This window comes from Vibrio cortegadensis, from assembly GCF_024347395.1.
GTDB lineage: Bacteria > Pseudomonadota > Gammaproteobacteria > Enterobacterales > Vibrionaceae > Vibrio > Vibrio cortegadensis.
Window position 1 is genome coordinate 1,259,137 of record NZ_AP025472.1, and the last position, 23,979, is coordinate 1,283,115.

The following is a 23,979-nucleotide window of genomic DNA, read 5'->3' on the forward strand; positions in this document are numbered from 1 at the left end:
GTGACTCCAAACGCGTGCCGTTTTCGCTTCGCTCAAGTATGGCACACTTGTTTGTCGCACCTTAACGCGGCGTTAGGCTCCCGAGTACCCCACGTTTAGTAGACACTTTACTAAGTTAGATCTAGGGTCTAATTGAGAGGTGATTTATGGCTAAACATCGTAATCCAGCGTATACCGAAGAATTCCGCAAAGAAGCAGTTCGTCTGTCCGAGCTTCCAGGTCGTACAGCCGCATCCGTTGCGAAAGAGTTGGGCGTCAGCGCCCAACAGATTGCTAACTGGAAGCGTCAATTTAACCGCTTGTCTGATAAACAGTTTAACACCTTAGACGGTGTTGATTACTCCAAGAAAGAATCCGAAGAACTGCGAGCGCTTAAGCGCGAAAACAAACGACTTAAAGATGAGATGGAATTCCTAAAGAAGGTCTCGGCGTACTTCGCGAAGCAGCAAGAGTGAAGTACGAGTTCATCGAAAGTTATGTGGGTGAGTATGCCGTTGTTCTTATGTGTTGTGCATTAGGCGTGTCCCCGAGTGGTTACTACAAATGGTTAGGTCGCTCGCTTAGCGAGCGAGCAAAGCGTCGAAGCCGCTTTGAACAGCTAGTTATGTGTACCTTTGCCGAGTATCGGGCTAGGTATGGTTCAGTTCGCTTAGCTGAAGAGTTAAACAAAGCAGGCTATGCCTGCAGTGTGAACTATATTGCTGATATTATGACGAAAAAGGGTATTAAGGCTCGAAATGGAAAAGGGTTTAAATACAGTAAAGATGTCGCGGCGATGACGAATGTCGCCGATAATTTATTGCGTAGAGACTTTGAGGCCGAGAGCCCCAACCAGAAGTGGGTCACCGACATCACCTATATCTGGGTAAAGAGCCGTTGGCTCTATCTTGCGACAGTGTTAGACCTTCACTCGAGACGCATTGTGGGTTGGTCATTAGACACCAATATGACAGAGGTGCTCATCACCAACGCTTTGAAAATGGCGTTTAAGTCACGCAAGCCGCCGAAAGGCGTCTTAATCCACTCAGACCGTGGTGTACAATACAGAGCTTATAAGTATCAGGACTTCATGCGAAAGCATGGAGGCGTACCAAGCATGAGCCGTCAGGGTAACTGTTGGGACAATGCAGTAATGGAGTCGTTCTTCAGTCGACTGAAAGTCGAATTGATTTACGCAGAAGATTATCAAACAATCGAAGAAGCCCGAATGGGGATCTTCGAATATATCGAAGTGTTCTACAATCGAAAAAGAAGACACTCAGCGTTGGGGCATGTCAGCCCCGTTGAGTACGAAAGTATGTAGTTATGTACTGTCTACTTTTTGTGGGGTACACCAGAGTCATTTGGAGGACTACAGTAAATTTATGGATAGAAAAAGACGAGTAGAGTGGTTGAAAATTCAACGAAAAGGCTTTTTTAGACACTTTTTAAGTCGTGGTTTAGGACTCTGTATTCCATTTTTTTTTGGTGGTGCATTCGTTAAAAACGATTTCTATTTAAATTTATCTCCAATTGTATCGTATAGAATTTATCTAATAACTATAGTTGGGGCAGTGTTTTATTCTGGTTGCGACTGGTGTGCAAAGGGTTATGAGTATAAAAAGTACAAGAAAAAATACTGTGTAATAATGTCTCATAACAAACAATTTAAGAGTGACTCCTAACGCTTGCCGATTTTACTCCGGTTTGAAATTTGTGTTTACGGCGCAATGGTTTAGCTCTGTTTTTATAGCGTTATCGCACCTTAATTGGGCGTTAGATTTTTATTGGAGTTCAAGGTGTACAAACAAGTTTTTAATGCTACTCAGTCTGCATGTGAAGATATGTTTCGATTTTCTGGTGAAAGAGGAAAACCGATAAATGCAGAATACTTATTTACTGTTGCTGTAGCTAGGGAAATTGATAATCTCAATTCATTTTATGGTGAGCCTTACAGGATATTCCTAGAAAAAAGTCGTAAGGAATTGTCTAGGGATTGCTTACCTCCTATTAAATGGGGAAACAGTTGGGAACGTGGCTCAACAGTATTCAGAGAAAGAAAGCCAACGATTAATACTAAAGAGAGAGCTGATATCGCGGTATATGAACATATTGTAAATAGCAGCCATATGACTCATCAACCAATTTGTGTCATTGAACTTAAGGGCTTTAATCCAGCTAGAAAGCTAGTTATTAAAGATCTCAAGCGGAACTTAGAATATTTCAATATAACTGGTAAGACTGGTAATAGTGTTATCCAGTCTACATTATTTTCTGCATTGTACTCTTATAACAAAGTGAAATGCGAAGCCGAAGAGTGTGAAAGAAAGAAAAATCTTGAGCTGCAATATAAGTCATGGCTTTCTGAGGTTGGAAATCTTAGTCACTTGGATGTCAATGTGTGTGCGCATACGATAAGCAGTGACTATGTCGGTGAAATCGTTGATGAGGCAGGGGTTGAGATACTTGATACGAGCACAATCCATCATTTTATGGGAATTATAGTCGAGTTCAAGGTTAAGAAAATCTAACAAACAATTTAAGAGTGACTCCTAACGCTTGCCGATTTTACTCCGATTTGAAATTTGTGTTTACGGTGCAATGGTTTAGCTTGGGTGCTATAGCGTTGTCGCACCTTAATTGGGCGTTAGTTGCCCTGCGAAACTATTAGTTTGCAGGAAATTTTTGCTTTTGATGTAGAACTCGCATTACACGAATAATTGAACCATCGACCCAGTATGAAATGATCATAGAGATTTCGGGGATAATTAGTAATCGGCCTCGAATATCATCTCGTTGAACACCCATTAAAGGTTGTTCAAGTAAGTTTTCAACTTTATCTTCAATGATTTCGTCAGTCTTTTCAGCTGCGTCAGGGTTGAAGTCATAAAGAAATTCAAATATTTTCTCACGATCATTCAATGATTCTTCTTCCCATAAAATCATTGATGGCCTCGATTGCGAATTTTAGCTTTTCGTTCAGCCATTCTAGTTTTTGCTGAGTCATGATCAACAAATGTAGCTTTCCCGGAGTCGAATTTCTCAAATGCTAAGTTTACTTGTTCAGTTATCCAAGAGTCATGAGATAATGTTTTTCGTTGTTGCTCCGCCATTTGCTCTGTAAGCTCACGGCAAGCATCGCTAAGTGTACGACCTTGGCTCTCCGCCATTTGTTGAGCTAAGCGTTTAATTTCGTCATCAATACGGAATTGAATTCTAGTATCCATGAATGGCTCCTAAGTTTTCGTGTGTACAAATGTTAGCACTAGCCTTGAGCAAGGGCAACTAACAAGCAATTTAAGAGTGACTCCTAACGCTTGGCGAGTTCACTTCGATTTGAAATTTGTGTTTACGGTGCAATGGTTTAGCTTGGGTGTTATAGCGTTTTCGCACCTTAATTGGGCGTTAACTGGCAAATATAGTACAGAGGTAACTTTAGGTGAATCCAGAAAAGATAGAAATAGTTTGGTCTGCTAAAGATGTTGTCGACTTAGTTAGGGCTGTTTCATGGCCGATAGCTGCGACATTTATCGTTCTTCTTTCTAGAGGAAAGTTGTCCAAGGCGATTGAGATGTTTTTCAAGCGGAATAATGTCACTGAATTACGAGCTGCGGGCTTTTTCGCAAAGTTTTCTGAATCGGCGCAAGTAAAAGAAGCTGCGCAGGTTACTAGCGATCATTCGGATATATCGAGTATCAGTCAGGACTATCAGGTGCTTGTCGAATATCAAAAGGAAAATGAAAGTAAGCATAGTAAAGCATTACTTAAGCAAATCAGGCTGCACCGAGACTCGTATAAGATTTCAGTTGAAAAACAGTTAGAAATAGCTGAAGTGGCACTTTCTCAATCGCAAGCATCGAACAATTACTTCCATGTAAACAAGTTTATCTACAGGTCGCAATTTGAACTGTTAAGTACTATGACTACAAATGGTAATGCTATTAGCGTACAAGATGCTCATTAGTATTTTGAGTCTGTTAAGTTAAACTATGCTCATATTTTCTCCCATACCGACTTGCATCAGTATATGGCTTATTTGCTCAGCTCCGGATTGGTCAAGAAGAGCCAAGATCATTACAGTCTTACTGATTATGGTGAATCATACATGGAATACATGAGTCGATATTCTGATTTGATCTCACAGTTGACACTCTCATAACTTGCCAGTTAACAAAGCGTTTAAGACAGATTCCCAACGCATGGCATTTTTGATTTCATCGTTGGGTCTTGTGTTTACGGTGGTATGGTTAGGTTCAGTGGCGGCGTTGCTCACTACTTAACGCGGCGTTATATGCAGGCGGAGGAAATATGCCTAATATTTATGAAATGGTCAGCGAAGCAATGTCTTATGCTGAGTCTCATGCACTTAAGGCAAGCTCGATCTTGAATAAGAAAGGGCTGGCTGAGGCTCTTGAGTACTGCCGTGAACAGGGGATCGAACCTCCACAATGTTCATTAACGGCTAAATCAGCCAATGCTGAAAATCTGCGAAATAAAGCTAAACGTATGGTTACTGAAGTTAAGTGGTGGTCTAGACGACTTGAACGAAAAGCAGCACAAAACTTTGAACATCTTCAGCGTCAAAATGGAAAAGTTACAAATATTATATCGGACGAGTCATTAGAGTATCAGCAAAGAAGAGCTAGACGCTAAAAAGCATATAACAAAGCATTTAAGACGGATTCCCAACGCTCGGCACTTTTGGTTTGCTTCAACTTCGGTGTTTACGGCAAAATTCTTTAAGTTCAGTGGTCTGCGTTGCTCACCACTTAATGCGGCGTTATAGCTCATTTTTGGTAACTTAACATACTGAAACTGTTAGATATAAATATGAAATCAAATGCTATTATCGCTAGTTTGTAGTATCAAACTAGCTTATATAACGAGGTATTCATGAATCATTTAACTATTGAAACAGTACGCGAAGTTATTGAATTGGCGGAAATTTGCTATCCAGTTACCGGGAGACCACAAGTGGTTTCTTTGTCGGATGCAATTGAAGAAGTTCCCGGTAATAGAGACCTTTATCAGAAAGTGTCTTCGTTAACTTCTGAAGAATTGGCGGAGCTACAAACTTTGATGCTAATCGGCCGAGGTGCGTCTGGCGAGAGTGCAAACGACTGGGATGGTTTATATGCTGAAGCTCTAGGTTCACAAAGTTCAGAATCCGTTGATTATGTAGCATCCAAGTATCAGTTGCCCGCATATCTTCATAATGGTCTCGTTAAACTAGGGTACTAAATAGAGCTATAACAAAGCATTTAAGAGTGATTCCCAACGCTTGGCATTTTCAGTTCAACGTTGGGTTTTGTGTTTACGGTGCAGTGGCTTAGGTCAGGTGGCAGCGTTGCTCACACCTTAATGCGGCGTTAGAAGCTTCGATAAAACTTTGAATTATAGTAACTATTTATCTTATCTCGCTTAGTTCTAAATTTCGTTTCAATCATAGTATAATTGTTCGCATTAAGATGATTATGTGAAAGTTCAAATGAGAAAAATTTATGTAACTGAAGGGGATTCATCCTCTAAAAAAGACAAATTGGCTTATCCTAAACTGGTTTTGTGTGAAAAGTGTGTAGGCAAGTACATTGTTATCAGCGAAGGCAAGCGAACTTATGATGCTTGCGTCAAATGTGGTTCTAGTGAATAAGTAATTACGTCTTTCGAATCCAAAATTCTAGGTTCTACATAACGGTTAAGAACGCTTCTAACAAACAATTTAAGAGTGACTCCTAACGCTTGCCGATTTCACTTCGATTTGAAATTTGTGTTTACGGTGCAATGGTTTAGTTTGGGTGTTATAGCGTTGTCGCACCTTAATTGGGCGTTATATTGCATAAGATTCAAAGGGTTAAATTATCCGTTTATCTTTGTTCTGCGTCCGAACTACACACCTGTTCTTTTCGTGAAAAATGCCATCAAAATGACCATCGCACGTAGAATGTTTGTCGGTTAATTAGCTACAACGTCACGCAAGTCTCCTCATTAGTAAGTTTTGCTGGCTCAAGTTCATTTTGCGCGGCTTCTTTTTCGTGGGGACTTCATTGAAAGTTGTGGCTTCAGCGCACTTTGTTGTCAGGTTTCTCGCTCGAATTCTTTGTCATTCTAGCTAATCGAAATACTCCAATTTCAACTCATTTCGCTTCTTAGCCAAGTGCGTTTTGTTGTCTATGATTGAGTTTCGAACTATTCGTTTTACTTCTGAGTTCAAAGCCAGTAGATTTGTAATTAATTCAGCACCTTGGCGCTAAACTTGGCTTCATCGTGTGGGCAATATAACAAACAATTTAAGAGTGACTCCTAACGCTTGGCGATTTCACTCTGGTTTCAATTTTGTGTTTACGGCGCAATGGTTTAGCTCAGGTTTCATAGCGTTGTCGCACCTTAATTGGGCGTTAGTCGCTTTAGCACAGTGAACCTGCTTACTAAGGAAGAAAAATGAAAGAATGGAAACAAAAATTCATACAACTAAGGTGTTTAATTTGTTCTTTTATCAAGAAGTTAATTGCTCCTCGAGGACTAAGGAATATATTAGTAGGGCATGAAAAGAAGATAAGTGTTGATGAGTTTGGTAAAATATTTATTGATCTAAATAATATCGAGTCGAGAAAAGCACTCCAGGAAAAGATAGATAGTATTCGAGAGGTAGAATTGCCATGAACACTTTTATAATTATCGTCGTGATTACTTGCGGGTATATAGTATCTCGTTATCACATGCCGTGGCGATATGTGATCGCCAGAGTAAATGGATGGGCATACTACTCATTTATCGTTGCTAGAGGTGCGGTAATATATTTACTTTCATATTTTCTCTGTTTCGCATTCCCATCCATTTACAAGTACCTCGATTTTTTCTTACCAACTAGTTTGCTTGAAAAAGTTACTGAATTTCTAAAATCGGGTGAGCAATATGATAGTTTTGTTTACCTGGTTGCTGTACTTATTTCTTTGGTTTTTGTTTTCCTAAGTCAAATTCTATATTCAAATAAATTTATACGGCTCAACTTGATTGCAAAATTAGTCGAAAGCGACAGTCGAAGAGGCTTTATACTGGAAGCGATCGCAACTTCTAATCCTATTTTAATCAGTATGAATTCGAGAAAATGTTATGTGGGTATATGTTTAGGAGAAGATTTTACTAACTATGAGCATCAGTGTATCTCAATTTTACCTTTATTATCTGGGTATCGAGATGATAAAAAGTTAACGTTGAATATAACAACAAATAATTATAGTCACTTTGTTGAAAGTGATATTTTGTCCGAAAGTTCAATAATTAATCAAAATGATTTTAAGCTTATAGTATCAATGCAGGAGATCGAAAGTATACAGTTCTTTAGTATGGGGCGTTATAAAAATGAAGAGCTAGGTGCTAGTGAAAAAAGCGACTAACAAAGCGTTTAAGACGGATTCCCAACGATTGGCATTTTTGGTTTGCTTCAGGTTTAGTGTTTACGGCACAATACTTTAAGTGCAGTGGTCTGCGTTGCTCACCACTTAACGCGGCGTTAGTTTACAAGAGTAGAAAAAGGGTTTTATTCCGAGAGCTTGTCCGGTTATTGTGATTTACACCTGTTGGTTTGCTAATCACAGGAACTTTCCGGTGGCACTATAAGGGAAGCGTTCGCGGTTAGGCAGTCACTTACTGGCTCTAACTTTTTTGTAATGGTTCTTTGGTGTGGTTTCTTGTTCTTGGTGGCTAATTCGTGAATATTGGTTTTAGTCGCACTTGGTTGTCAGGCTCATCGAACGAATCCTTTGTCAGTTTGATTGGTTTCAATTTTGGTTGTTTAGCGTATGTCGCTTCTTAGTCAAGTTCGTTTTGTTAGTTGGGTTTGAGTTTCGTAGTTTCCAGTTTTACATCTGCGTTCAAAGCCAGTAGTTTTATAACTAATTCAGCATCTTGGCGCTAAACTTTGGCTTTATCATGTAGGTAAACTAACAAGGCATTTAAGACAGATTCGCAACACTCGGCGTTTTCATTTCAAGTTGAGTTTTGTGATTACGGTACAATGGTTTAGTAAGGTGGTAGTGTTGCTCACTACTTAATGCGGCGTTAGCATTCTCACGGAGGTCATACATAAATGTCAGTAAAAAAAATGCATGGTGGTGCTACACATACTGCGGAAGAGTTTGTACTTGCTGGGTTAGCTGCAGCGAAAAGTGCAGAAAATAATAGATTAGTTGCTCCTGCCATGGTCTGCTTTGCTTTCGCTTCAGAGTTGTTTCTTAAAGGAGTGTTAGCTGAACAAGGCGTCGATCCCGGGAAAAAGCATGGTCTTTGGTACTTATATAAACGCCTTCCTGAAGATCGGAAAGATTGGGTGAGACGCATGTACATTGATTTGGTTGGTGATATTCGAAAAGAGGTTTTCGAAAACGAAATACATCGGTGGTCTAATTCGTTTGTAGAAATTAGATATTGGCATGATGAAACTTCAAAAGAGCAAGCCTATTTTGATTTCTCGAATTTTATTCCAAATCTAGCAATTAGCTTATACAACGCCTACTTGCAGGTTGAATACTTACCAATATTTGAATTTTCGCAACTGAAAGGGAAACGTGTTCAGTAGAAAACCGAATGCTAACAAAGCGTTTAAGACAGATTCGCAACACTCGGCGTTTTCAATTTCAGTGAGTTTTGTGTTTACGGTGTAATGGTTTAGGTTCAGTGGTAGCGTTGCTCACTACTTAACGCGGCGTTATAGCGCACGACCAATTTGAGTCGGATTTTCATGTTTTAGTGCTCATTGTCGCTTTCATAATGCATAGACTGAACGTGATAAATCATTAAAATATAAGTTAAATCAATTAATAGAAGTCATAACTAATGTCATTTCCTCCTTGCCCAAATTGCCAATCTGAATTTGTTTATCAAGATCAAACACATCTTGTTTGTCCCGAATGTGGCTATGAATGGAACCCAGTTGAAGAGGCTGAAAATCAATTCACAGTTCATGATGTGAATGGAAATCAGTTGGAGCAAGGCGATAAAATCACATTGGTGAAAGATCTCAAAGTTAAAGGTAGTTCTCAGAACCTTAAAATTGGCACAAAAGGTGTAATAAAGCGGATTGTGGAAGGTAAGGATCATCAATTGGATTGTAAGCTTGATGGTGCAGGCGAAATGTTTGTAACGGCAAAATACGTTAAGAAAGCGTAAGTCACTGCCCTTGAATCAGCGCTCTAACAAAGCATTTAAGAGGGATTCTCAACGCTTGGCATTTTTGCTTCTACTTCAAATTTAGTGTTTACGGTACAATGCTTTAGGTTGGGTGGAGGCGTTGTTCACCCCTTAATGCGGCGTTATGGCACAGAGGGATAATTTATTGAGTGAAGTTAGATTTTGTCCGAGCATTGCCGGAATTGGTGGTGTCGATTTTAGACCCTACATGATCGAAAATGCATACGACTATTACATGATTAGTACCACATCACCTCATCAGCGTATGGGGATCCAAACAGTAATGTGTGCACTGAGTATTGAGATTATACTCAAAAGCTTCCATACCACTGTAACTAGCAATCATGGGAAGTTAAATGAGACTTATCAGTTCAACAAGAAAGACGCTTTGCCTAAAAAGTCTAATGCTCATGACTTAATCGTATTGTACGAGGCTCTACCTGCGAATATTCAAAGTTATTTGTTTGATAGTACAGACCTCAAAGTTCTTGATAGCAACAAGGATTTGTTTACACAAAGCCGATACGCTTATGAGCAAGGTGCTAACTCTATTCATAATGATGAAATCATCAAACTAGCAGCATGCTTAATTTGCAAAATGGTATTTCTATATCGAAAGCTTGGCTGTAAAGATCCTTTCATTGAGCTTTTTGATATTGAGACGTTGTATTTCAGTAAAGTACAGTCGTTTCTTTGGTGCTCAGTGCCATAACAAATTGTTTAAGAGTGATTCTCAACGCGTGGCATTTTTAGTATGCGTTGCGTTCGGTGTTTAAGGTGGTATGCGGCGGCATCGGTATTGCGTTGCTCACACCTTAACAAGGCGTTATATTGCATAAGATTCAAAGGGTTAAATTATCCGTTTATCTTTGTTCTGCGTCCAAGCTACACACCTGTTCGTCTCGTGAAAAATGCCATCAAAATGACCATCGCACGTAGAAAGTGTGTCGGTTAATTAGCTGCAACGTCACGCAAGTCTCCTCGTTAGTAAGTTTTGTTGGCTCTAGTTCATTTTGCGCGGTTTCTTTTTGGTGGGGATTTCATTGAAAATCGTGGCTTCAGCGCACTTTGCTGTCAGGTTACTCGCTCGAATTCTTTGCTATTCTGGCTCTTCGAATGACTCTAATTTCAGCTCATTTCGTTTCTTAGCCAAGTGCGTTTTGTTGTCTATGGTTGAGTCTCGAACTATCCGTTTTACTTCTGAGTTCAGAACCAGTAGATTTGTAACCAATTCAGCACCTTGGCGCTAAACTTAACTCTGTCGTGCGGGCAATATAACAAACAATTTAAGAGTGACTCCCAACGCGTGGCGAGTTTACTCCGGTTTGAAATTTGTGTTTACGGTGTAATGGGTTAGCTTGGGTGTTATAGCGTTGTCGCACCTTAATTGGGCGTTATATTGCATAAGATTCAAGGGGTTAAATTATCCGTTTATCTTTGTTCTGCGTCCGAACTACACACCTGTTCTTTTCGTGAAAAATGCCATCAAAATGACCATCGCACGTAGAAAGTTTGACTGTTAATTAGCTGCAACGTCACGCAAGTCTCCTCGTTAGTAAGTTTTGTTGGCTCTAGTTCATTTTGCGCGGTTTCTTTTTGGTGGGAACTTCATTGAAAATCGTGGCTTCAGCGCACTTTGCTGTCAGGTTACTCGCTCGAATTCTTTGCTATTCTGGCTCTTCGAATGACTCCAATTCCAGTTAATTTCGCTTCTTAGTCAAGTGCGTTTTGTTGTCTATGATTGAGGTTCGAGCTGTCCATTTTACTTCTGAGTTCAAAGCCAGTAGATTTGTAATTAATTCAGCATCTTGGCGCTAAACTTGGCTCTGTCGTGCGGGCAATATAACAAAGCATTTAAGAGGGATTCTCAACGCTTGGCATTCTTGCATCTACTTCAAATTTAGTGTTTACGGTACAATGCTTTAGGCTGGGTGGATGCGTTGTTCACCCCTTAATGCGGCGTTAGCAGACCAGCTCAAATATATCTTTCTCAATCTTAGAGGTATTATGAAAGAATTAACAGATCAAGATATTAAGTCCTTTTTAGAGAATGAAGCTCTATATGTATCTAAAACTTTTTTACTTGAAGAAAAATCAAGAACGCATTTAGCTATTGATGAAATAGATGAGTTTTGTGAAACATGCCTTCAACTTAGGCCATTTCATGACATGAGGAGTCGAGGTGGTATTAGTCATGGACCAATTGAATATATTAAAACAGGAATTTCAGGCTTTAGTTTTACATGTGTATCATGTCGTAAAGATAAGCATATGTTTAACGTGCATAAAACGGTTGCCGACGGAAAAATAACGCTAGAAAAATTTGGTCAGTGGCCACGTAAGAAACTTGAACGTAATAAAGATCTGCAAAAATTCTTTAAAGATGATGCGGACTGTTATCAAAAAGCAATGGTTTCGTTAAGTAATGGATACGGTATTGCAGCGTTTGCATATTTTAGGCGCATTGTTGAAAATCAAATTAGTAAATTATTAGACTTAATTGAAACTGATGCAATAGCAAGTGATTTGGGAGACTCTCTATTGGAGTCAATCAATAATCTACGTAAAGAGTCTCCAATGAGCGATAAAATAAAAATTGCTCGGACTGCTCTTCCTGCTTATTTACAACCAAACGGACTTAACCCTTTGGGAAAATTGTATAAAGTCCTTAGTGAGGGAGTTCATGGCTATTCAGATGAAGAGTGCCTTGAACAGGCAGAGTCTACTAAAGCTTGTTTAGTTTTTTTAATATCTGAGCTTTCAACTCGCCAAGAAAATAGAGAAAAATTCAAAAAAATGGTTGGGAGTTTATAGCCTGCTAACAAACAATTTAAGCGTGATTCCCCACGCTTGGCATTTTTGGTTTGGGTCAAGTTCAGTGTTTACGGTGTCCAAATTGAGTGCCGTGGGAGCGTGGCTCACACCTTAATTGGGCGTTATACGCTTTTAGGAAATAATCGAATATGAACAAGTTAGTATTCAGAGTTTGTGATGAGAATAGTCCGTATTGGGCTGATCTAGAAAGGTTATTTCAAAGTGAATGGTCTGACTTTTTCTTCGTTGATACCTATAAACCTGAAGCTAATCTTCCTCCTGTTTTGGTCGCTTTGATAAACAACGAAGTTATCGGTGGATTGGCTTATTCTCGTTTTAAAGAGCCACATGGAAGTTCAGATGTCATTTGGTTTAATGCTGTCTTTGTTTCGCCAGAGTTGCGCGGCCAGGGCATTGCTAGTGAGTTGATTAATCGAGGTGTTGAGCAAGTATCAGAAACGCTTCAAAGTAATCTGTATGCTTATACAAATGTCCCCCCGTTGTACCAGTCTCTAGGTTGGTCGGTGGTTGATATTGAAAGTGAGCCAAATCATAGCGTAATGAGTATCTCACTTAGGACTTAACCACGCGTATAACAAAGCGTTTAAGACGGATTCCCAACGCTTGGCGGCTTCAGTTTTAAGATATGCATCAGTGTTTATGGCATAATGTCTTGAGTGCAGTGGTAGCGTTGTTCACCACTTAACGCGGCGTTAGGTGCTACGAGGTAAAATTGAAAAGTATCGATTATAAAGATTTAGCATCCAAGACCATGGCTGGTGTGTATGTTTGTGATGTTCCAAGTCAGACATGGTTATCAATGATGGAGTATATCATTGATAATATTGAATCCTTTTCGTTTGATACCGAGAAAATGCACAGATTTTGGATTTCAAATGGTGGACATATTCGTAGGCATGTAAGGAACGATCAATTAGTGCTCACGTGGTTGAGGTTTATACTGCCAAAATACAGCGGTGATGAACTCCGTCTTTATCGAGGTGAGTGTAAATTTCTTTATAATCAAGGTCTAATTGGCTTTTGCTGGACTCCGAAGAAAGAAGTTGCAGAGAAGTTTGCTAGTGGTTTAAATGCAATTGAATCAGGTGGTGTTTTATTGAGTGCAAAATGTGCTCCAGAAGCAATCTTGAGCGCACCTAATAGCCATAGTGCCGATTGGCTTGGTGAGTTTGAATATACCTGTGACCCAACGCAAATAAGTGACATTGAGGTTTTGCATCAATATCCAAAGTTGTAATAAGCAACACGCACCTAACAAAGCGTTTAAGACGGATTCCCAACGCATGGCGTTTTCGGCTTTCTTCAGTTTAAGTGTTTATGTCACAATGGTTTAGGCTGGGTGGTTGGCGTTGCTCACCACTTAACGCGGCGTTATATTGCATAAGATTCAAGGGGTTAAATTATCCGTTTATCTTTGTTCTGCGTTTGATCTACACACCTGTTCGTCTCGTGAAAGTTGCCATCAAAATGACCATCGCACGTAGAAAGTGTGTCGGTTAATTAGTAGCAACGTCACGCAAGTCTCCTCGTTAGTAAGTTTCGCTGGCTCAAGTTCATTTTGCGCGGCTTCTTTTTCGTGGAAGCTAAATTAAAATCGTGGTTTCAGCGCACTTTGCCGTCAGGTTTCTCGCTCGAATTCTTTGTCATTCTAGCTAATCGAATGGCTCTAATTTCAGCTCATTTCGTTTCTTAGCCAAGTGCGTTTTGTTGTCTATGATTGAGTTTCGAACTATCCGTTTTAATTCTGAGTTCAAAGCCAGTAGATTTGTAACCAATTCAGCACCTTGGCGCTAAACTTGGCTCTGTCGTGCGGGCAATATAACAAAGCGTTTAAGACGGATTCGCAACGCTTGGCGGCTTTAGTTCAAAGATATGCATCAGTGTTTATGGCATAATGTCTTGAGTGCAGTGGTAGCATTGCTCACCACTTAACGCGGCGTTAGAAGCTTCGATAAAACTTTGAATTATAGTAACTATTTATCTTATCTCGCTTAGTTCTAAATTTCGTTTCAATCATAGTATAATTGTTCGCATTAAGATGATTATGTGAAAGTTCAAATGAGAAAAATTTATGTAACTGAAGGGGATTCATCCTCTAAAAAAGACAAATTGGCTTATCCTAAACTGGTTTTGTGTGAAAAGTGTGTAGGCAAGTACATTGTTATCAGCGAAGGCAAGCGAACTTATGATGCTTGCGTCAAATGTGGTTCTAGTGAATAAGTAATTACGTCTTTCGAACCCAAAATTCTAGGTTCTACATAACGGTTAAGAACGCTTCTAACAAACAATTTAAGAGTGACTCCTAACGCTTGCCGATTTCACTTCGATTTAAAATTTGTGTTTACGATGCAATGGTTTAGTTTGGGTGTTATAGCGTTGTCGCACCTTAATTGGGCGTTAGTAGGTCAGGATGAATAAACAAAAACTCAAGCATCTAATTCACCAAGTTCCAGAGTTGCTCGAAACAGCTGAAGTGTGCCTGGAAGTAGGGTTGCCAAACTTTTATATTGCAGGCGGTGCTATTACTCAAATCATCTGGAATAGTATCGAAAGTAAACCGCTTCTTGCTCAAGTTAAAGACTTTGATGTTGTCTATTTTGACGGCTCTAATCATGCTAACGAAGATGAATTCAAAAATCGTATTTGTTCACGGTTAAGTCATGGTGTCGTCGACGTTGATGTAAAAAACCAAGCAATCATACATGAGCGATATTCCAAGAAGTTTGGCTGTTCCATACAGGCATACGAGCGGGTTGAACAAGGTATCGAATCTTGGCTTTCTGCCTTTGCTATTGGGTTCACACTAGATAGCTCAGGAAACATTAAGTTGTTTTCCCCTTATGGGTTAGAGGACGCATTTAATATGTTGATCAAACCTAACAAAAAAGCAATGACAGAAGCTAACTACAACAAAATGACCGCTGGCTATAAGGCTAGGTGGCATAACGTACAGGTGCTCCCTTGGAGTTGACCTACTAACAAACAATTTAAGAGGGATTCTCAACGCTTGGTATTTTTGCTTCTACTTCAATTTTAGTGTTTACGGTACAATGCGTTAGGTAGGGTGGTAGCGTTGTTCACCCCTTAATTGGGCGTTATGTGCTAGGAGGGAAACGTGGACAAAATCGTTATTTCACAATTAGTTGATAGTGATCGAAGTGCTGTGTTTGACTTGCTTCAAAACGAGCAAACTATGGAGTTTTTGGGACCAAGAAGACCTTTGACTGATGCAGAAGCTGAGGTTTGGTTTGCTAACGAGCAACAGGCAGAAACTAGGTTTGCGTTCAGGTCTGTCGAAACTAACGAAATTGTTGGGTTTTGTGGAATTACGCTACTTGATGCTGAGCTAGACTTTGGGTATTTCATTCGTCAGAAGTTTTGGGGGCAAGGGCTAGCATCTCTAATGTGTAAGTCAGCAATATTCAAACTGGCGCAATCCGTCGACTTAACCCAAGTTAAAGTTTTCATTGCTTCAGATAATGTGGGTAGCCAAAGAGTGGCGCATAAACTTGGTTGGCAAATAAAGTGCGTAGCTGAGAATGAATTTGAGTCAGGGCACTTGTATCAAATACGCACATAACAAAGCGTTTAAGACGGATTCCCAACGCTCGGCATTTTCAGCTTACTTTGGGTTAAGTGTCTATGTCACAATTGTTTAGGTTGGGTGGTAGCGTTGCTCACCACTTAACGCGGCGTTAGGCTTCAAATGGAGAACACATGAGAGTTTATCACTTCATGGCAAAGAAATATGCCATAGAAAATTTGGAAAAATCGAGACTAAAAATAGCAACGTTGGATAACTTGAATGACCCATTTGAGTTCTTTCCTAATGTAACCAATACATCTAATGAAGCTCTCGCTGACTTTAGGCATCATTTTGATGGGATTTTAGGTGTTTTGTGTTTCAGTAAACGGTTAGGGCATCCTGTTCAGTGGGCTCATTACGCCGATAATCACAGTGGTATCTGCTTTGAGTTCGAGATTCCTAAAAAGTATTTAAGCAAAATTAAATATGTAAGCTCTCCTATGAAAATTAGTCGTAACCGTGATGATTGGAAAAATAAGATACCTGCGGCAACTCTATGCAAATATAAAGGTTGGAGGTATGAGAGAGAATATCGTCTTCCATTGGATCTAAGATCGGATGAAATTCAACAAGATGACAATGGGTTACTTTTTATGCCTTTCTCTGATGAGCTAAAACTAGTAAATGTTTATAGTGGTCTAAAGTGTGTTTTATCCGAAGAAGAGCGTGCAATATTTCTAAAACATGAAATTTCAATAACCAAAATGTTACAAAGACCTAAATCATATACTTTGGTGCCTGAAGCCTAACAAAGCGTTTAAGACGGATTCCCAACGCTTGGCATTTTCGGCTTACTTCAGTCTAAGTGTTTATGTCACAATGGTTTAGGTTGGGTGGTAGCGTTGCTCACCACTTAACGCGGCGTTAGGGCACAGGGCGAAATGGACAGAATCGTAGAATTAATCAAACAAGATCCAGTTAGAGTTAACGCTTTGAAGTGTGTATCTCTACTGGGTTTACCTCAATGCTATATTGCAGCAGGTTTCGTCCGAAATCTTGTGTGGGATGCATTACATGGTTTTCAGGTGGCGACACCATTGAATGATGCTGATGTTATCTATTTCGCACCTGACGAGCGAGATCCTAATGCATATTTATACTATGAAGCTCAGCTTAAACAGGTAATGCCGGAAATTAACTGGCAAGTTCGAAATCAGGCAATAATGCACACTCGCAATGGTGACTTACCTTATACAAGTTCACTGGACGCTATGAGCTACTGGCCAGAGAAAGAAACGGCAATTGCTATCCGACAAGTTGTTCCCGAAAAGTACGAATGCATATCAGCTTTTGGGTATGAATCATTATTTGGTTACTGTGTCACACATAACCCGAAAAGATCACAAGAAACGTTTAAAAGTCGTGTAAATTCAAAAGGGTGGTTAGTAAAGTGGCCATCTTTGAGAATAGTGCCCTAACAAACAATTTAAGAGTGACTCCCAACGCGTGGCGATTTCACTTCGATTTGAATTTAGTGTTTACGGCGCAATGGTTTAGCTTAGGTGTTATAGCGTTGTCGCACCTTAATTGGGCGTTAGCTGCTTGGAGAAAATTTATGGTTCGTGAAGCCCAAATCAAAGATTTAGATGTATTGGTTAGCCTTTTCATATCCGAGAATGAGCACAACTCAGACTTAGCTCCAGATGTTGTTCGCAAAACTGAAGATGTACTAAATAAGACTGAGCTTCAAGACATTCTATCTGATAAGAGTCAGTTACTTATTGTTCGCGAGCACGATGGAAAGGTAGTCGGAGCTTTATTGGGGAATCTCACTGACGTTAAAGAGCGTCGCTGGACGCAATCACGAACGTATGGGTATGTTGAAGAGTTAATCGTTTCTAGCGAAGCTCGAAAGCTGGGTGTAGCTACAGGGCTAGTTTCTTACTTTTCTGAGTGGGCTAGTGCTCTTGGCGCTAGTTCAGTTGAGCTGCATGTTTGGTCAAATAACACAGGAGCTATCGGTTTTTATACTAGCGCCGGGTTCGAATCAAAACAGAACCTGCTCTCCAAAAAGCTACGCAGCTAACAAAGCGTTTAAGACGGATTCCCAACGCTTGGCATTTTCGGTTTGCTTTGAATTTAGTGTTTACGGCACAACGGTTTAGGTAGGGTGGTAGCGTTGCTCACCACTTAACGCGGCGTTATATTGCATAAGATTCAAAGGGTTAAATTATCCGTTTATCTTTGTCCTACGTTTAAGCTACACACCTGTTCGTTTCGTGAAAAATGCCATCAAAATGACCATCGCACGTAGAAAGTGTGGCGGTTAATTAGCTGCAACGTCACGCAAGTCTCCTCGTTAGTAAGTTTTGTTGGCTCAAGTTCATTTTGCGCGGCATCTTTTTGGTGGGGGTTTTATTGAAAATTGTGGCTTCAGCGCACTTTGCTGTCAGGTTTCTCGTTCGAATTCTTTGTCATTCTGGCTAATCGAATGGCTCTAATTTTAGCTCATTTCGCTTCTTAGCCAAGTGCGTTTTATTGTCTATGGTTGAGTTTTGAGCTATCCGTTTTACATCTGAGTTCAAAGCCAGTAGATTTGTAGTCAATTCAGCACCTTGGCGCTAAACTTGGCTCTGTCGTGCGGGCAATATAACAAAGCATTCAAGAGGGATTCTCAACGCTTGGCATTTTTGTATCTACTTCAAATTTAGTGTTTACGGTACAATACTTTAGGTCGGGTGGGGGCGTTGTTCACCCCTTAATGCGGCGTTAAGTTCCTGTCGGAATCTATAAATTTGGCAACAGGTTGACATAATGGAGAGACTAAAAAAATTGAGCAATTGGTTTGAAAATAATCCAACTAAAACGGTTATAAGTCATACGTTTGTAGTTGCGGCTGCTACTTGGGCAGCATTCTTTTTTGTTTTTGACGAAAATAAAATTAAGTTAGTAGAAACAAAAGCTCAGAAGTATCAAGCAGAGACCAAAGAAGTGTTGGCTAGAAATAGTGTTTTGCTTGCTCAGCGAGACCTGCTGATAGAGGAAAATAAAAAGTACTTGAGATGGTTAGAATCGACACCTAATACCCTTCCATTTTACGAGGTTGAGCTAGAGAAGTTGAATCGTAAAGTTGCATCACTAGAGGGGGAATTACAAGTAGCAGAACAACAAGGCAATAATATTGAGCAACCAGAACAACCAGAAGAAGCAGTTTATGTTTATTGGCGAACACTTAAAGTTGGTGAATCATTTATTGATCCACAAACCCAAGTTGTTCTTGGAGTGCAAACAATTGAATATGAACTCACTGCTCAGACAAATGTAAGCTTCCCAAATGGTGAAGGTAAATCTAGAAAGGACTCTAAACCTGGTGATAGTTGGCCATTTTCAGTAGGTGAGCGTAAATATGTTTTAGTTCTTCAATCATTAGATTGGGCTGCTCAGCGTTTTACTGGGAGAGTTCATGAGTTGAAATAGAAACTTAACAAAGCATTTAAGAGGGATTCTCAACGCTTGGCATTTTTGTTTCTACTTCAAATTTAGTGTTTACGGTACAATGCTTTAGGTTAGGTGGAGGCGTTGTTCACCCCTTAATGCGGCGTTATGAGGCATATGGTGATCAAGTTAGAATCAGTATTAGAAAGTGAATTTGAGTCGCTGTTTTCAGTGGTGAAAATGGGGCTGTATTCTCACGTAGAATCAGTCTTTGGTTGGTGTGATGATTATCAGAAAAATCGATTAATTAATGATTATGAGCCTAATTGGTTTTATTGGGTTTACTCTGGGCAGACTCGTGTTGGAATGCTCTGCTTCAAACAGTACAGCAATTCATATCATGTTCACTTGTTGGTTGTTTTTCCTGAATTTCAAAACCAAAGTTTAGGGCAAGCTATTATGGCTTATGTTCATGAAAAAGCGAAGAATGAGTATAGAGATAGCATTACGTTATCAAGTTTTGTTCGTAATATTAAAGCGATAAGTTTCTATGAAAGGCTAGGGTATAAAGTCATTGATAGTGATGAAAACTTCCTATCATTGTCGTTGAACCTTGCCTCATAACAAAGCATTTAAGAGGGATTCTCAGCGCTTGGCATTTTTGCTTCTACTTCAAATTTAGTGTTTACGGTACAATGCTTTAGGTTGGGTGGCGGCGTTGTTCACCCCTTAATGCGGCGTTATATGCAATTGCCTAAATCAACCTAGGAATAGCTCGAAGGTCGGCTTGAACTCATCACCTTATCGAGATCTTTCTGAGCTTTCTTAGGGTTTTCTAAGTCAGTAATTTCTATCATTTCACATTCGTCTCGAACCATTTCGTTGATAAGGCTAGGGTAGTGGCGACAATCTTCTGGTCGGTCGAAGTAAATACTGCATGTATATTTATCTTTCTCTTCTGGCTTTGACTTCGGCACTAATTCCAAAAATGGACAATGGTTTAATTGTTCTCTGGTTTCTGGATCAAACCAGATTTTTCCATCTTTCACATATTCAAAGATATCTGGGTTAAACAGCTCCCACAGGTCTATTTCTTCCTGCGTGGCTGCTAAATCACCATCGCCATATTTGATGCAGCATTTCCCACATTGGTTGCAGTCTTTCATGGTGTTTACTTTGAATTAGGAGGTTATTGGTTGAGTCTATCATCCATAGTGAAATTAGCTCTGCATTTGGAATGGGAGTTTGCATATAACAAAGCGTTTAAGACGGATTCACAACGCTTGGTGGCTTCAGTTCAAAGATATGCATCAGTGTTTATGGCATAATGCCTTGAGTGTAGTGGTAGCGCTGTTCACCACTTAACGCGGCGTTAGTACAATGGAGGTCAATTTGGAAACACCTGCTTCTGAGTGGTTCAAAGGTTCTTTGAATCTACTCGATATTTATACTCAAGATCTTAATCGAGTTCTGGATAAAATCAGTACAGTCGAGTTTTCTCGTTCAGAAAAACCAGTGATTAACTGTTTTCCCGATGTAACGTACAAAAGTCATGTACTTTCAGTAGTTATAATCCTTGAACAGCAATTTTCATATTTTTGTACTTCACTACAAAATTACACGAGTCAAAAACTAAAGTGGAATGACTTAAAGGGCAGCGCACTAGAGAGATTCATTAAGTACAACCACGACGTATGTGGGTTAGACAAACCAAGTTGTAATGAGCTCCTACAAGATTTAAAAGGGGTCATCGAATTGAGAAATTGTGTAATTCATAATAATTCGTTTTTAAATGGTTTCTCCAAATCGAGAGTCGTGGAGCAGTTAACTAAAAGAGTTGATGGTCTTGAGATTAAAAATAATTTCATTCGCTTAAATCAAGACGCTTGTAAAAAAATAACCTCGATAATTTTTAACTTCCTTCGAGCTTGGTATCAATCGGCAATTAATAAGTTTGTTACTGTACTGTGAGAAATTGTACTAACAAAGCGTTTAAGACAGATTCGCAACGCTCGGCATTTTCAGTCCAAGTCGAGTTTTGTGTTTACGGTGCAATGGTTTAGGTTAGGTGATAGGCGTCGCTCACTACTTAACGCGGCGTTATGTGAACAATCAAGGAGTACGTTTATGGCTGATATTGGCACAATAGCTGCGGGTTTATCCTCAATAAAAACCGCTTTAGATATCACTAAAGAATTCAGGAATATTGATACGTCTTTCAAAGACGCAGAAATGAAGTTGAAATTAGCTGAACTGATAGAGGCACTTTCCGACGCTAAATTTGCTCTATCTGATGCTCGTGAAGAGAATCTAGACCTGAAAGATAAAATTAAATTACTAGAGGCACAGCTTAATCAAAAAGATGAAGTGCTATTTAGAGACGGTCATTACTACTTAGCTGAGCTAACAGATGGAAAGCCTGAAGGGCCATTTTGTTCAAAATGTTACGGTGATGAGAATAAGTTAATCTTAATAGAGGAATTTCCGCCTAACTTTAGAACATTTGGCAAGTACAATTGCCCTAAATGTAAGGCTGTTTCCGGCTAAAAGTTCACATAACAAACAATTTAAGAGTGACTCCCAACGCGTGGCGATTTCACTCCGATTTGAATTTTGTGTTTACGGCGTAATGGTTTAGCTTGGGTGTTATAGCGTTGTCGCACCTTAATTGGGCGTTAGTATTATTATTTGAATAAGGAGGTTGTGGTGACCAAGGCAGGAGAGTTATTTGAGCGAGCAATCCAAGATGCAGAGGAGTTGCTAGAGCGGTTTGATTCAGAGAAAAATGGACAGTGTTCCCATAATTCAGAGTCATTGAAACGTGCAGGAATGGTGTTAACACTTGCTGCTTGGGAAACATACGTTAAAGACCGTTTTCAAGAAGAAATTGAGGTTTGGTTATTCTCAGTTAAGGGGAGCCAAATCGGTGGCTTCGTCCAAAGAAAAGTAACAGAAGACCTAAAAAGGTTCTTCAATCCAAATACAGCCAAAACGAGACAATTGTTCAAATCCTACTTTGATATCGATATTACTGAAAGCTGGAAATGGGACAATTATCATCCTCCACAAGCTAAAAAAGTTCTAGACCAATTAATATCACTCAGAGGTGATGCTGCTCATCAAGCAAATACATCAGTAACTCAATCACATATAGTAAAAAGAGATGATCTAGATAAAGCTATTCGTTTTATTAAAGGGTTAGTTAGTGCAACTGAAAAGTTGAAAATAGCAAAATAATACTAACAAACAATTTAAGCGTGATTCCCCACGCTTGGCATTTTCGGTTTGGGTCTAGTTCAGTGTTTACGGCGTCCAAATTGAGTGCAGTGGTAGCGTGGCTCACACCTTAATTGGGCGTTATGCACTTAGGTGGAAAATGAAGTATCAAATTCAAATTACATCATTACTTCTCCTTGCTGGGTGCGGAGAAATCGTAGTAGAAGATGGTTGTTTTGAACCGATTGAAATGAATGTCAACTATCTTTTTAAAAGCAAAAGTGTCAGGGCAATACCATTGGAAGGGTATGGCGAAGAACAGTTTTTACGAAGCCATGATATTGTTGGCTATGTTTACGAAAATAGTAGGTATTCAATTGTAAAACATGATGCAAGTTTAAAATTCACAGGCCGAGTTTTTAAAAGTACACCAAGTTGGGCTGAACGTTACCTGGGAGGTAGTTCAGAACATATAATGTTTGAAGCTGTTTACGAAGAGTTGAATTATGTGGTGTTTAATCATGAGCCACAGAGTCAGAAACTTCCGTACCTTGTTGAAAGGTGCCACTTTTAGAACGTGCATAACAAATGCTTTAAGACGGACTGCCAACCTTCGGCACTTTTGGTTTGGTTGAGTTTTGTGATTACGGTGGCTTGCTTAAGTGTCTTCTGTTGGCAGCCACTTAAGCAGGCGTTAGCAATATGAGGAAATTCAATGAGTAATATAATTGATTTTGACAAATATAAAGAAATCACAAGATTAAAGGATACTCAATCTATCCCAAGTGAAGATCAAGTAGAAATTGAGAAAATCCAAGCTGATGTCAAAGAGAAGTATCTAGCTTTGCTCAATGGTGTTGATAAGAGTTTCGAGTTCCAAGGAACCCAAGAACAGGCAAGGGCTATTGAAGCCGCGGTTTCCAATATCATTAAGTCCTATGAAGGCATCGTAGTAGAATCTATATCCGACATCGTAGCTGCAAAGGTAGAAGCTTATTTGCGTCAAAAATATTGCTAACAAACTGTTCAAGAGGGATTCGCAACGCGTGGCATTTTCACTATGCGTTGACTTTAGTGTTTAAGGTGGTATGCGGCGGCATCGGTATTGCGTTGCTCACCCCTTAACAGGGCGTTAGTTGCCCTGCGAAACTATTAGTTTGCAGGAAATTTTTGCTTTTGATGTAGAACTCGCATTACACGAATAATTGAACCATCGACCCAGTATGAAATGATCATAGAGATTTCGGGGATAATTAGTAATCGGCCTCGAATACCATCTCGTTGAACACCCATTAAAGGTTGTTCAAGTAAGTTTTCAACTTTATCTTCAATGATTTCGTCAGTCTTTTCAGCTGCGTCAGGGTTGAAGTCATAAAGAAATTCAAATATTTTCTCACGATCATTCAATGATTCTTCTTCCCATAAAATCATTGATGGCCTCGATTGCGAATTTTAGCTTTTCGTTCAGCCATTCTAGTTTTTGCTGAGTCATGATCAACAAATGTAGCTTTCCCGGAGTCGAATTTCTCAAATGCTAAGTTTACTTGTTCAGTTATCCAAGAGTCATGAGATAATGTTTTTCGTTGTTGCTCCGCCATTTGCTCTGTAAGCTCACGGCAAGCATCGCTAAGTGTACGACCTTGGCTCTCCGCCATTTGTTGAGCTAAGCGTTTAATTTCGTCATCAATACGGAATTGAATTCTAGTATCCATGAATGGCTCCTAAGTTTTCGTGTGTACAAATGTTAGCACTAGCCTTGAGTAAGGGCAACTAACAAACAATTTAAGAGTGACTCCTAACGC

The 23,979-nt window shown here is 39.6% G+C and carries 31 protein-coding genes and 1 pseudogene; 27 read left to right on the forward strand and 5 right to left on the reverse strand.

Annotated features, from left to right (window positions below; genetic code table 11):
* Window positions 1-146: 146 nt before the first annotated feature.
* The 3 genes from OCV39_RS05815 (at window position 147) to OCV39_RS05825 (ending at window position 2,510) form a co-directional block, all read left to right on the forward strand.
* On the forward strand, window positions 147-455 hold the full coding sequence (locus OCV39_RS05815) for a transposase (protein WP_017054517.1): 309 nt from the start codon (window positions 147-149) through the stop codon (window positions 453-455).
* Window positions 452-1,303 carry an IS3 family transposase gene (locus tag OCV39_RS05820; protein ID WP_261889241.1) on the forward strand — a complete coding sequence of 284 codons (852 nt, stop codon included), beginning with the start codon at window positions 452-454 and terminating at the stop codon, window positions 1,301-1,303. The genes OCV39_RS05815 and OCV39_RS05820 overlap by 4 nt, the downstream gene beginning before the upstream one ends.
* Before the next feature lie 475 nt (window positions 1,304-1,778).
* Window positions 1,779-2,510, forward strand: a complete 732-nt coding sequence (locus tag OCV39_RS05825; protein ID WP_261889199.1) for a hypothetical protein — start codon at window positions 1,779-1,781, stop codon at window positions 2,508-2,510.
* A 136-nt stretch (window positions 2,511-2,646) separates the two neighbouring features.
* Here the strand turns inward: OCV39_RS05825 and OCV39_RS05830 are convergent, their stop codons facing one another.
* Window positions 2,647-2,925, reverse strand: coding sequence for a type II toxin-antitoxin system RelE/ParE family toxin (locus tag OCV39_RS05830; protein ID WP_261889202.1), 279 nt, complete (start codon window positions 2,923-2,925; stop codon window positions 2,647-2,649).
* Window positions 2,922-3,206, reverse strand: a complete 285-nt coding sequence (locus tag OCV39_RS05835; protein ID WP_017051427.1) for a type II toxin-antitoxin system RelB/DinJ family antitoxin — start codon at window positions 3,204-3,206, stop codon at window positions 2,922-2,924. The genes OCV39_RS05830 and OCV39_RS05835 overlap by 4 nt, the downstream gene beginning before the upstream one ends.
* Before the next feature lie 212 nt (window positions 3,207-3,418).
* On the opposite strand from OCV39_RS05835, the gene OCV39_RS05840 reads away from it, so the two are divergent.
* From OCV39_RS05840 to OCV39_RS05930, 19 genes and pseudogenes are all read left to right on the forward strand, one after another.
* Window positions 3,419-3,943: a hypothetical protein gene (locus tag OCV39_RS05840; RefSeq protein WP_261889242.1), complete on the forward strand. Its 525-nt coding sequence runs from the start codon at window positions 3,419-3,421 to the stop codon at window positions 3,941-3,943.
* Window positions 3,944-3,973: 30 nt separating this feature from the next.
* Window positions 3,974-4,138, forward strand: a pseudogene (locus OCV39_RS21165) (winged helix-turn-helix domain-containing protein); the annotation flags it as partial.
* A gap of 149 nt (window positions 4,139-4,287) precedes the next feature.
* Window positions 4,288-4,632: a hypothetical protein gene (locus OCV39_RS05845; RefSeq protein WP_261889243.1), complete on the forward strand. Its 345-nt coding sequence runs from the start codon at window positions 4,288-4,290 to the stop codon at window positions 4,630-4,632.
* A gap of 240 nt (window positions 4,633-4,872) precedes the next feature.
* Window positions 4,873-5,220: a DUF3775 domain-containing protein gene (locus tag OCV39_RS05850; protein ID WP_261889244.1), complete on the forward strand. Its 348-nt coding sequence runs from the start codon at window positions 4,873-4,875 to the stop codon at window positions 5,218-5,220.
* 1,197 nt (window positions 5,221-6,417) lie between these two features.
* Window positions 6,418-6,639, forward strand: coding sequence for a hypothetical protein (locus OCV39_RS05855; protein ID WP_261889245.1), 222 nt, complete (start codon window positions 6,418-6,420; stop codon window positions 6,637-6,639).
* 71 nt (window positions 6,640-6,710) lie between these two features.
* Window positions 6,711-7,373: a hypothetical protein gene (locus tag OCV39_RS05860; protein ID WP_261889246.1), complete on the forward strand. Its 663-nt coding sequence runs from the start codon at window positions 6,711-6,713 to the stop codon at window positions 7,371-7,373.
* A gap of 692 nt (window positions 7,374-8,065) precedes the next feature.
* Entirely contained in the window at window positions 8,066-8,554 is a 489-nt protein-coding gene (locus OCV39_RS05865; RefSeq protein ID WP_261889247.1) for a HEPN domain-containing protein, read from the forward strand.
* Between the two features lie 257 nt (window positions 8,555-8,811).
* Complete coding sequence (locus tag OCV39_RS05870) at window positions 8,812-9,144, forward strand: zinc ribbon domain-containing protein YjdM (RefSeq protein WP_113796873.1); 333 nt, start codon at window positions 8,812-8,814, stop codon at window positions 9,142-9,144.
* Between the two features lie 166 nt (window positions 9,145-9,310).
* Window positions 9,311-9,877 carry a hypothetical protein gene (locus OCV39_RS05875; RefSeq protein WP_261889248.1) on the forward strand — a complete coding sequence of 189 codons (567 nt, stop codon included), beginning with the start codon at window positions 9,311-9,313 and terminating at the stop codon, window positions 9,875-9,877.
* Between the two features lie 1,295 nt (window positions 9,878-11,172).
* On the forward strand, window positions 11,173-11,979 hold the full coding sequence (locus tag OCV39_RS05885) for a hypothetical protein (RefSeq protein WP_261889249.1): 807 nt from the start codon (window positions 11,173-11,175) through the stop codon (window positions 11,977-11,979).
* Window positions 11,980-12,128: 149 nt separating this feature from the next.
* Window positions 12,129-12,563, forward strand: coding sequence for a GNAT family N-acetyltransferase (locus OCV39_RS05890; protein WP_261889250.1), 435 nt, complete (start codon window positions 12,129-12,131; stop codon window positions 12,561-12,563).
* A gap of 149 nt (window positions 12,564-12,712) precedes the next feature.
* Window positions 12,713-13,237: a hypothetical protein gene (locus OCV39_RS05895; protein ID WP_261889251.1), complete on the forward strand. Its 525-nt coding sequence runs from the start codon at window positions 12,713-12,715 to the stop codon at window positions 13,235-13,237.
* A gap of 1,173 nt (window positions 13,238-14,410) precedes the next feature.
* A complete protein-coding gene (locus tag OCV39_RS05900) occupies window positions 14,411-14,971 on the forward strand; it encodes a nucleotidyltransferase family protein (protein WP_261889252.1) in 561 nt (186 codons plus the stop codon).
* A gap of 144 nt (window positions 14,972-15,115) precedes the next feature.
* Window positions 15,116-15,580: a GNAT family N-acetyltransferase gene (locus OCV39_RS05905; protein ID WP_261889253.1), complete on the forward strand. Its 465-nt coding sequence runs from the start codon at window positions 15,116-15,118 to the stop codon at window positions 15,578-15,580.
* Window positions 15,581-15,717: 137 nt separating this feature from the next.
* The gene (locus tag OCV39_RS05910) at window positions 15,718-16,335 is read left to right on the forward strand and encodes a DUF2971 domain-containing protein (protein WP_171757623.1); all 618 of its coding nucleotides are present in this window, start codon (window positions 15,718-15,720) and stop codon (window positions 16,333-16,335) included.
* Window positions 16,336-16,467: 132 nt separating this feature from the next.
* Complete coding sequence (locus OCV39_RS05915; protein WP_261889254.1) at window positions 16,468-17,004, forward strand: nucleotidyltransferase family protein; 537 nt, start codon at window positions 16,468-16,470, stop codon at window positions 17,002-17,004.
* A 137-nt stretch (window positions 17,005-17,141) separates the two neighbouring features.
* Window positions 17,142-17,612: a GNAT family N-acetyltransferase gene (locus OCV39_RS05920; protein WP_113795341.1), complete on the forward strand. Its 471-nt coding sequence runs from the start codon at window positions 17,142-17,144 to the stop codon at window positions 17,610-17,612.
* Window positions 17,613-18,340: 728 nt separating this feature from the next.
* Window positions 18,341-19,003: a hypothetical protein gene (locus OCV39_RS05925; RefSeq protein ID WP_261889255.1), complete on the forward strand. Its 663-nt coding sequence runs from the start codon at window positions 18,341-18,343 to the stop codon at window positions 19,001-19,003.
* A 126-nt stretch (window positions 19,004-19,129) separates the two neighbouring features.
* Window positions 19,130-19,585, forward strand: a complete 456-nt coding sequence (locus tag OCV39_RS05930) for a GNAT family N-acetyltransferase (protein WP_029203407.1) — start codon at window positions 19,130-19,132, stop codon at window positions 19,583-19,585.
* A 140-nt stretch (window positions 19,586-19,725) separates the two neighbouring features.
* Here OCV39_RS05930 and OCV39_RS05935 read toward each other — a convergent pair whose 3' ends face one another.
* Complete coding sequence (locus OCV39_RS05935; protein WP_261889256.1) at window positions 19,726-20,127, reverse strand: YkgJ family cysteine cluster protein; 402 nt, start codon at window positions 20,125-20,127, stop codon at window positions 19,726-19,728.
* A gap of 226 nt (window positions 20,128-20,353) precedes the next feature.
* Between OCV39_RS05935 and OCV39_RS05940 the strand changes: the two genes are divergently transcribed.
* The 5 genes from OCV39_RS05940 (at window position 20,354) to OCV39_RS05960 (ending at window position 23,195) form a co-directional block, all read left to right on the forward strand.
* A complete protein-coding gene (locus tag OCV39_RS05940; protein WP_261889257.1) occupies window positions 20,354-20,932 on the forward strand; it encodes a hypothetical protein in 579 nt (192 codons plus the stop codon).
* Window positions 20,933-21,088: 156 nt separating this feature from the next.
* Window positions 21,089-21,508 carry a hypothetical protein gene (locus OCV39_RS05945; RefSeq protein WP_261889258.1) on the forward strand — a complete coding sequence of 140 codons (420 nt, stop codon included), beginning with the start codon at window positions 21,089-21,091 and terminating at the stop codon, window positions 21,506-21,508.
* A 159-nt stretch (window positions 21,509-21,667) separates the two neighbouring features.
* Window positions 21,668-22,198, forward strand: coding sequence for a HEPN domain-containing protein (locus OCV39_RS05950; protein ID WP_261889259.1), 531 nt, complete (start codon window positions 21,668-21,670; stop codon window positions 22,196-22,198).
* Window positions 22,199-22,337: 139 nt separating this feature from the next.
* Entirely contained in the window at window positions 22,338-22,751 is a 414-nt protein-coding gene (locus OCV39_RS05955; RefSeq protein ID WP_261889260.1) for a hypothetical protein, read from the forward strand.
* Between the two features lie 141 nt (window positions 22,752-22,892).
* Window positions 22,893-23,195 carry a hypothetical protein gene (locus tag OCV39_RS05960; protein WP_069507788.1) on the forward strand — a complete coding sequence of 101 codons (303 nt, stop codon included), beginning with the start codon at window positions 22,893-22,895 and terminating at the stop codon, window positions 23,193-23,195.
* 134 nt (window positions 23,196-23,329) lie between these two features.
* Here the strand turns inward: OCV39_RS05960 and OCV39_RS05970 are convergent, their stop codons facing one another.
* Both OCV39_RS05970 and OCV39_RS05975 read right to left on the reverse strand, forming a co-directional pair.
* The gene (locus OCV39_RS05970) at window positions 23,330-23,608 is read right to left on the reverse strand and encodes a type II toxin-antitoxin system RelE/ParE family toxin (protein ID WP_136996165.1); all 279 of its coding nucleotides are present in this window, start codon (window positions 23,606-23,608) and stop codon (window positions 23,330-23,332) included.
* Window positions 23,605-23,889 carry a type II toxin-antitoxin system RelB/DinJ family antitoxin gene (locus tag OCV39_RS05975; RefSeq protein WP_017051427.1) on the reverse strand — a complete coding sequence of 95 codons (285 nt, stop codon included), beginning with the start codon at window positions 23,887-23,889 and terminating at the stop codon, window positions 23,605-23,607. The genes OCV39_RS05970 and OCV39_RS05975 overlap by 4 nt, the downstream gene beginning before the upstream one ends.
* Window positions 23,890-23,979 lie beyond the last annotated feature (90 nt).

What these genes read in the sequence shown, in the direction of transcription:
- OCV39_RS05870 (WP_113796873.1), top strand. Translation starts at nt 8,812, where the DNA reads ATGTCATTTCCTCCTTGCCCAAATTGCCAATCTGAATTTGTTTATCAA.
- OCV39_RS05835 (WP_017051427.1), bottom strand. Translation starts at nt 3,206, where the DNA reads ATGGATACTAGAATTCAATTCCGTATTGATGACGAAATTAAACGCTTA.
- OCV39_RS05900 (WP_261889252.1), top strand. Translation starts at nt 14,411, where the DNA reads ATGAATAAACAAAAACTCAAGCATCTAATTCACCAAGTTCCAGAGTTG.
- OCV39_RS05955 (WP_261889260.1), top strand. Translation starts at nt 22,338, where the DNA reads ATGAAGTATCAAATTCAAATTACATCATTACTTCTCCTTGCTGGGTGC.
- OCV39_RS05815 (WP_017054517.1), top strand. Translation starts at nt 147, where the DNA reads ATGGCTAAACATCGTAATCCAGCGTATACCGAAGAATTCCGCAAAGAA.
- OCV39_RS05915 (WP_261889254.1), top strand. Translation starts at nt 16,468, where the DNA reads ATGGACAGAATCGTAGAATTAATCAAACAAGATCCAGTTAGAGTTAAC.
- OCV39_RS05970 (WP_136996165.1), bottom strand. Translation starts at nt 23,608, where the DNA reads ATGATTTTATGGGAAGAAGAATCATTGAATGATCGTGAGAAAATATTT.
- OCV39_RS05930 (WP_029203407.1), top strand. Translation starts at nt 19,130, where the DNA reads ATGAGGCATATGGTGATCAAGTTAGAATCAGTATTAGAAAGTGAATTT.
- OCV39_RS05920 (WP_113795341.1), top strand. Translation starts at nt 17,142, where the DNA reads ATGGTTCGTGAAGCCCAAATCAAAGATTTAGATGTATTGGTTAGCCTT.
- OCV39_RS05910 (WP_171757623.1), top strand. Translation starts at nt 15,718, where the DNA reads ATGAGAGTTTATCACTTCATGGCAAAGAAATATGCCATAGAAAATTTG.
- OCV39_RS05865 (WP_261889247.1), top strand. Translation starts at nt 8,066, where the DNA reads ATGTCAGTAAAAAAAATGCATGGTGGTGCTACACATACTGCGGAAGAG.
- OCV39_RS05945 (WP_261889258.1), top strand. Translation starts at nt 21,089, where the DNA reads ATGGCTGATATTGGCACAATAGCTGCGGGTTTATCCTCAATAAAAACC.
- OCV39_RS05885 (WP_261889249.1), top strand. Translation starts at nt 11,173, where the DNA reads ATGAAAGAATTAACAGATCAAGATATTAAGTCCTTTTTAGAGAATGAA.
- OCV39_RS05935 (WP_261889256.1), bottom strand. Translation starts at nt 20,127, where the DNA reads ATGAAAGACTGCAACCAATGTGGGAAATGCTGCATCAAATATGGCGAT.
- OCV39_RS05850 (WP_261889244.1), top strand. Translation starts at nt 4,873, where the DNA reads ATGAATCATTTAACTATTGAAACAGTACGCGAAGTTATTGAATTGGCG.
- OCV39_RS05855 (WP_261889245.1), top strand. Translation starts at nt 6,418, where the DNA reads ATGAAAGAATGGAAACAAAAATTCATACAACTAAGGTGTTTAATTTGT.
- OCV39_RS05925 (WP_261889255.1), top strand. Translation starts at nt 18,341, where the DNA reads ATGGAGAGACTAAAAAAATTGAGCAATTGGTTTGAAAATAATCCAACT.
- OCV39_RS05830 (WP_261889202.1), bottom strand. Translation starts at nt 2,925, where the DNA reads ATGATTTTATGGGAAGAAGAATCATTGAATGATCGTGAGAAAATATTT.
- OCV39_RS05845 (WP_261889243.1), top strand. Translation starts at nt 4,288, where the DNA reads ATGCCTAATATTTATGAAATGGTCAGCGAAGCAATGTCTTATGCTGAG.
- OCV39_RS05960 (WP_069507788.1), top strand. Translation starts at nt 22,893, where the DNA reads ATGAGTAATATAATTGATTTTGACAAATATAAAGAAATCACAAGATTA.
- OCV39_RS05975 (WP_017051427.1), bottom strand. Translation starts at nt 23,889, where the DNA reads ATGGATACTAGAATTCAATTCCGTATTGATGACGAAATTAAACGCTTA.
- OCV39_RS05890 (WP_261889250.1), top strand. Translation starts at nt 12,129, where the DNA reads ATGAACAAGTTAGTATTCAGAGTTTGTGATGAGAATAGTCCGTATTGG.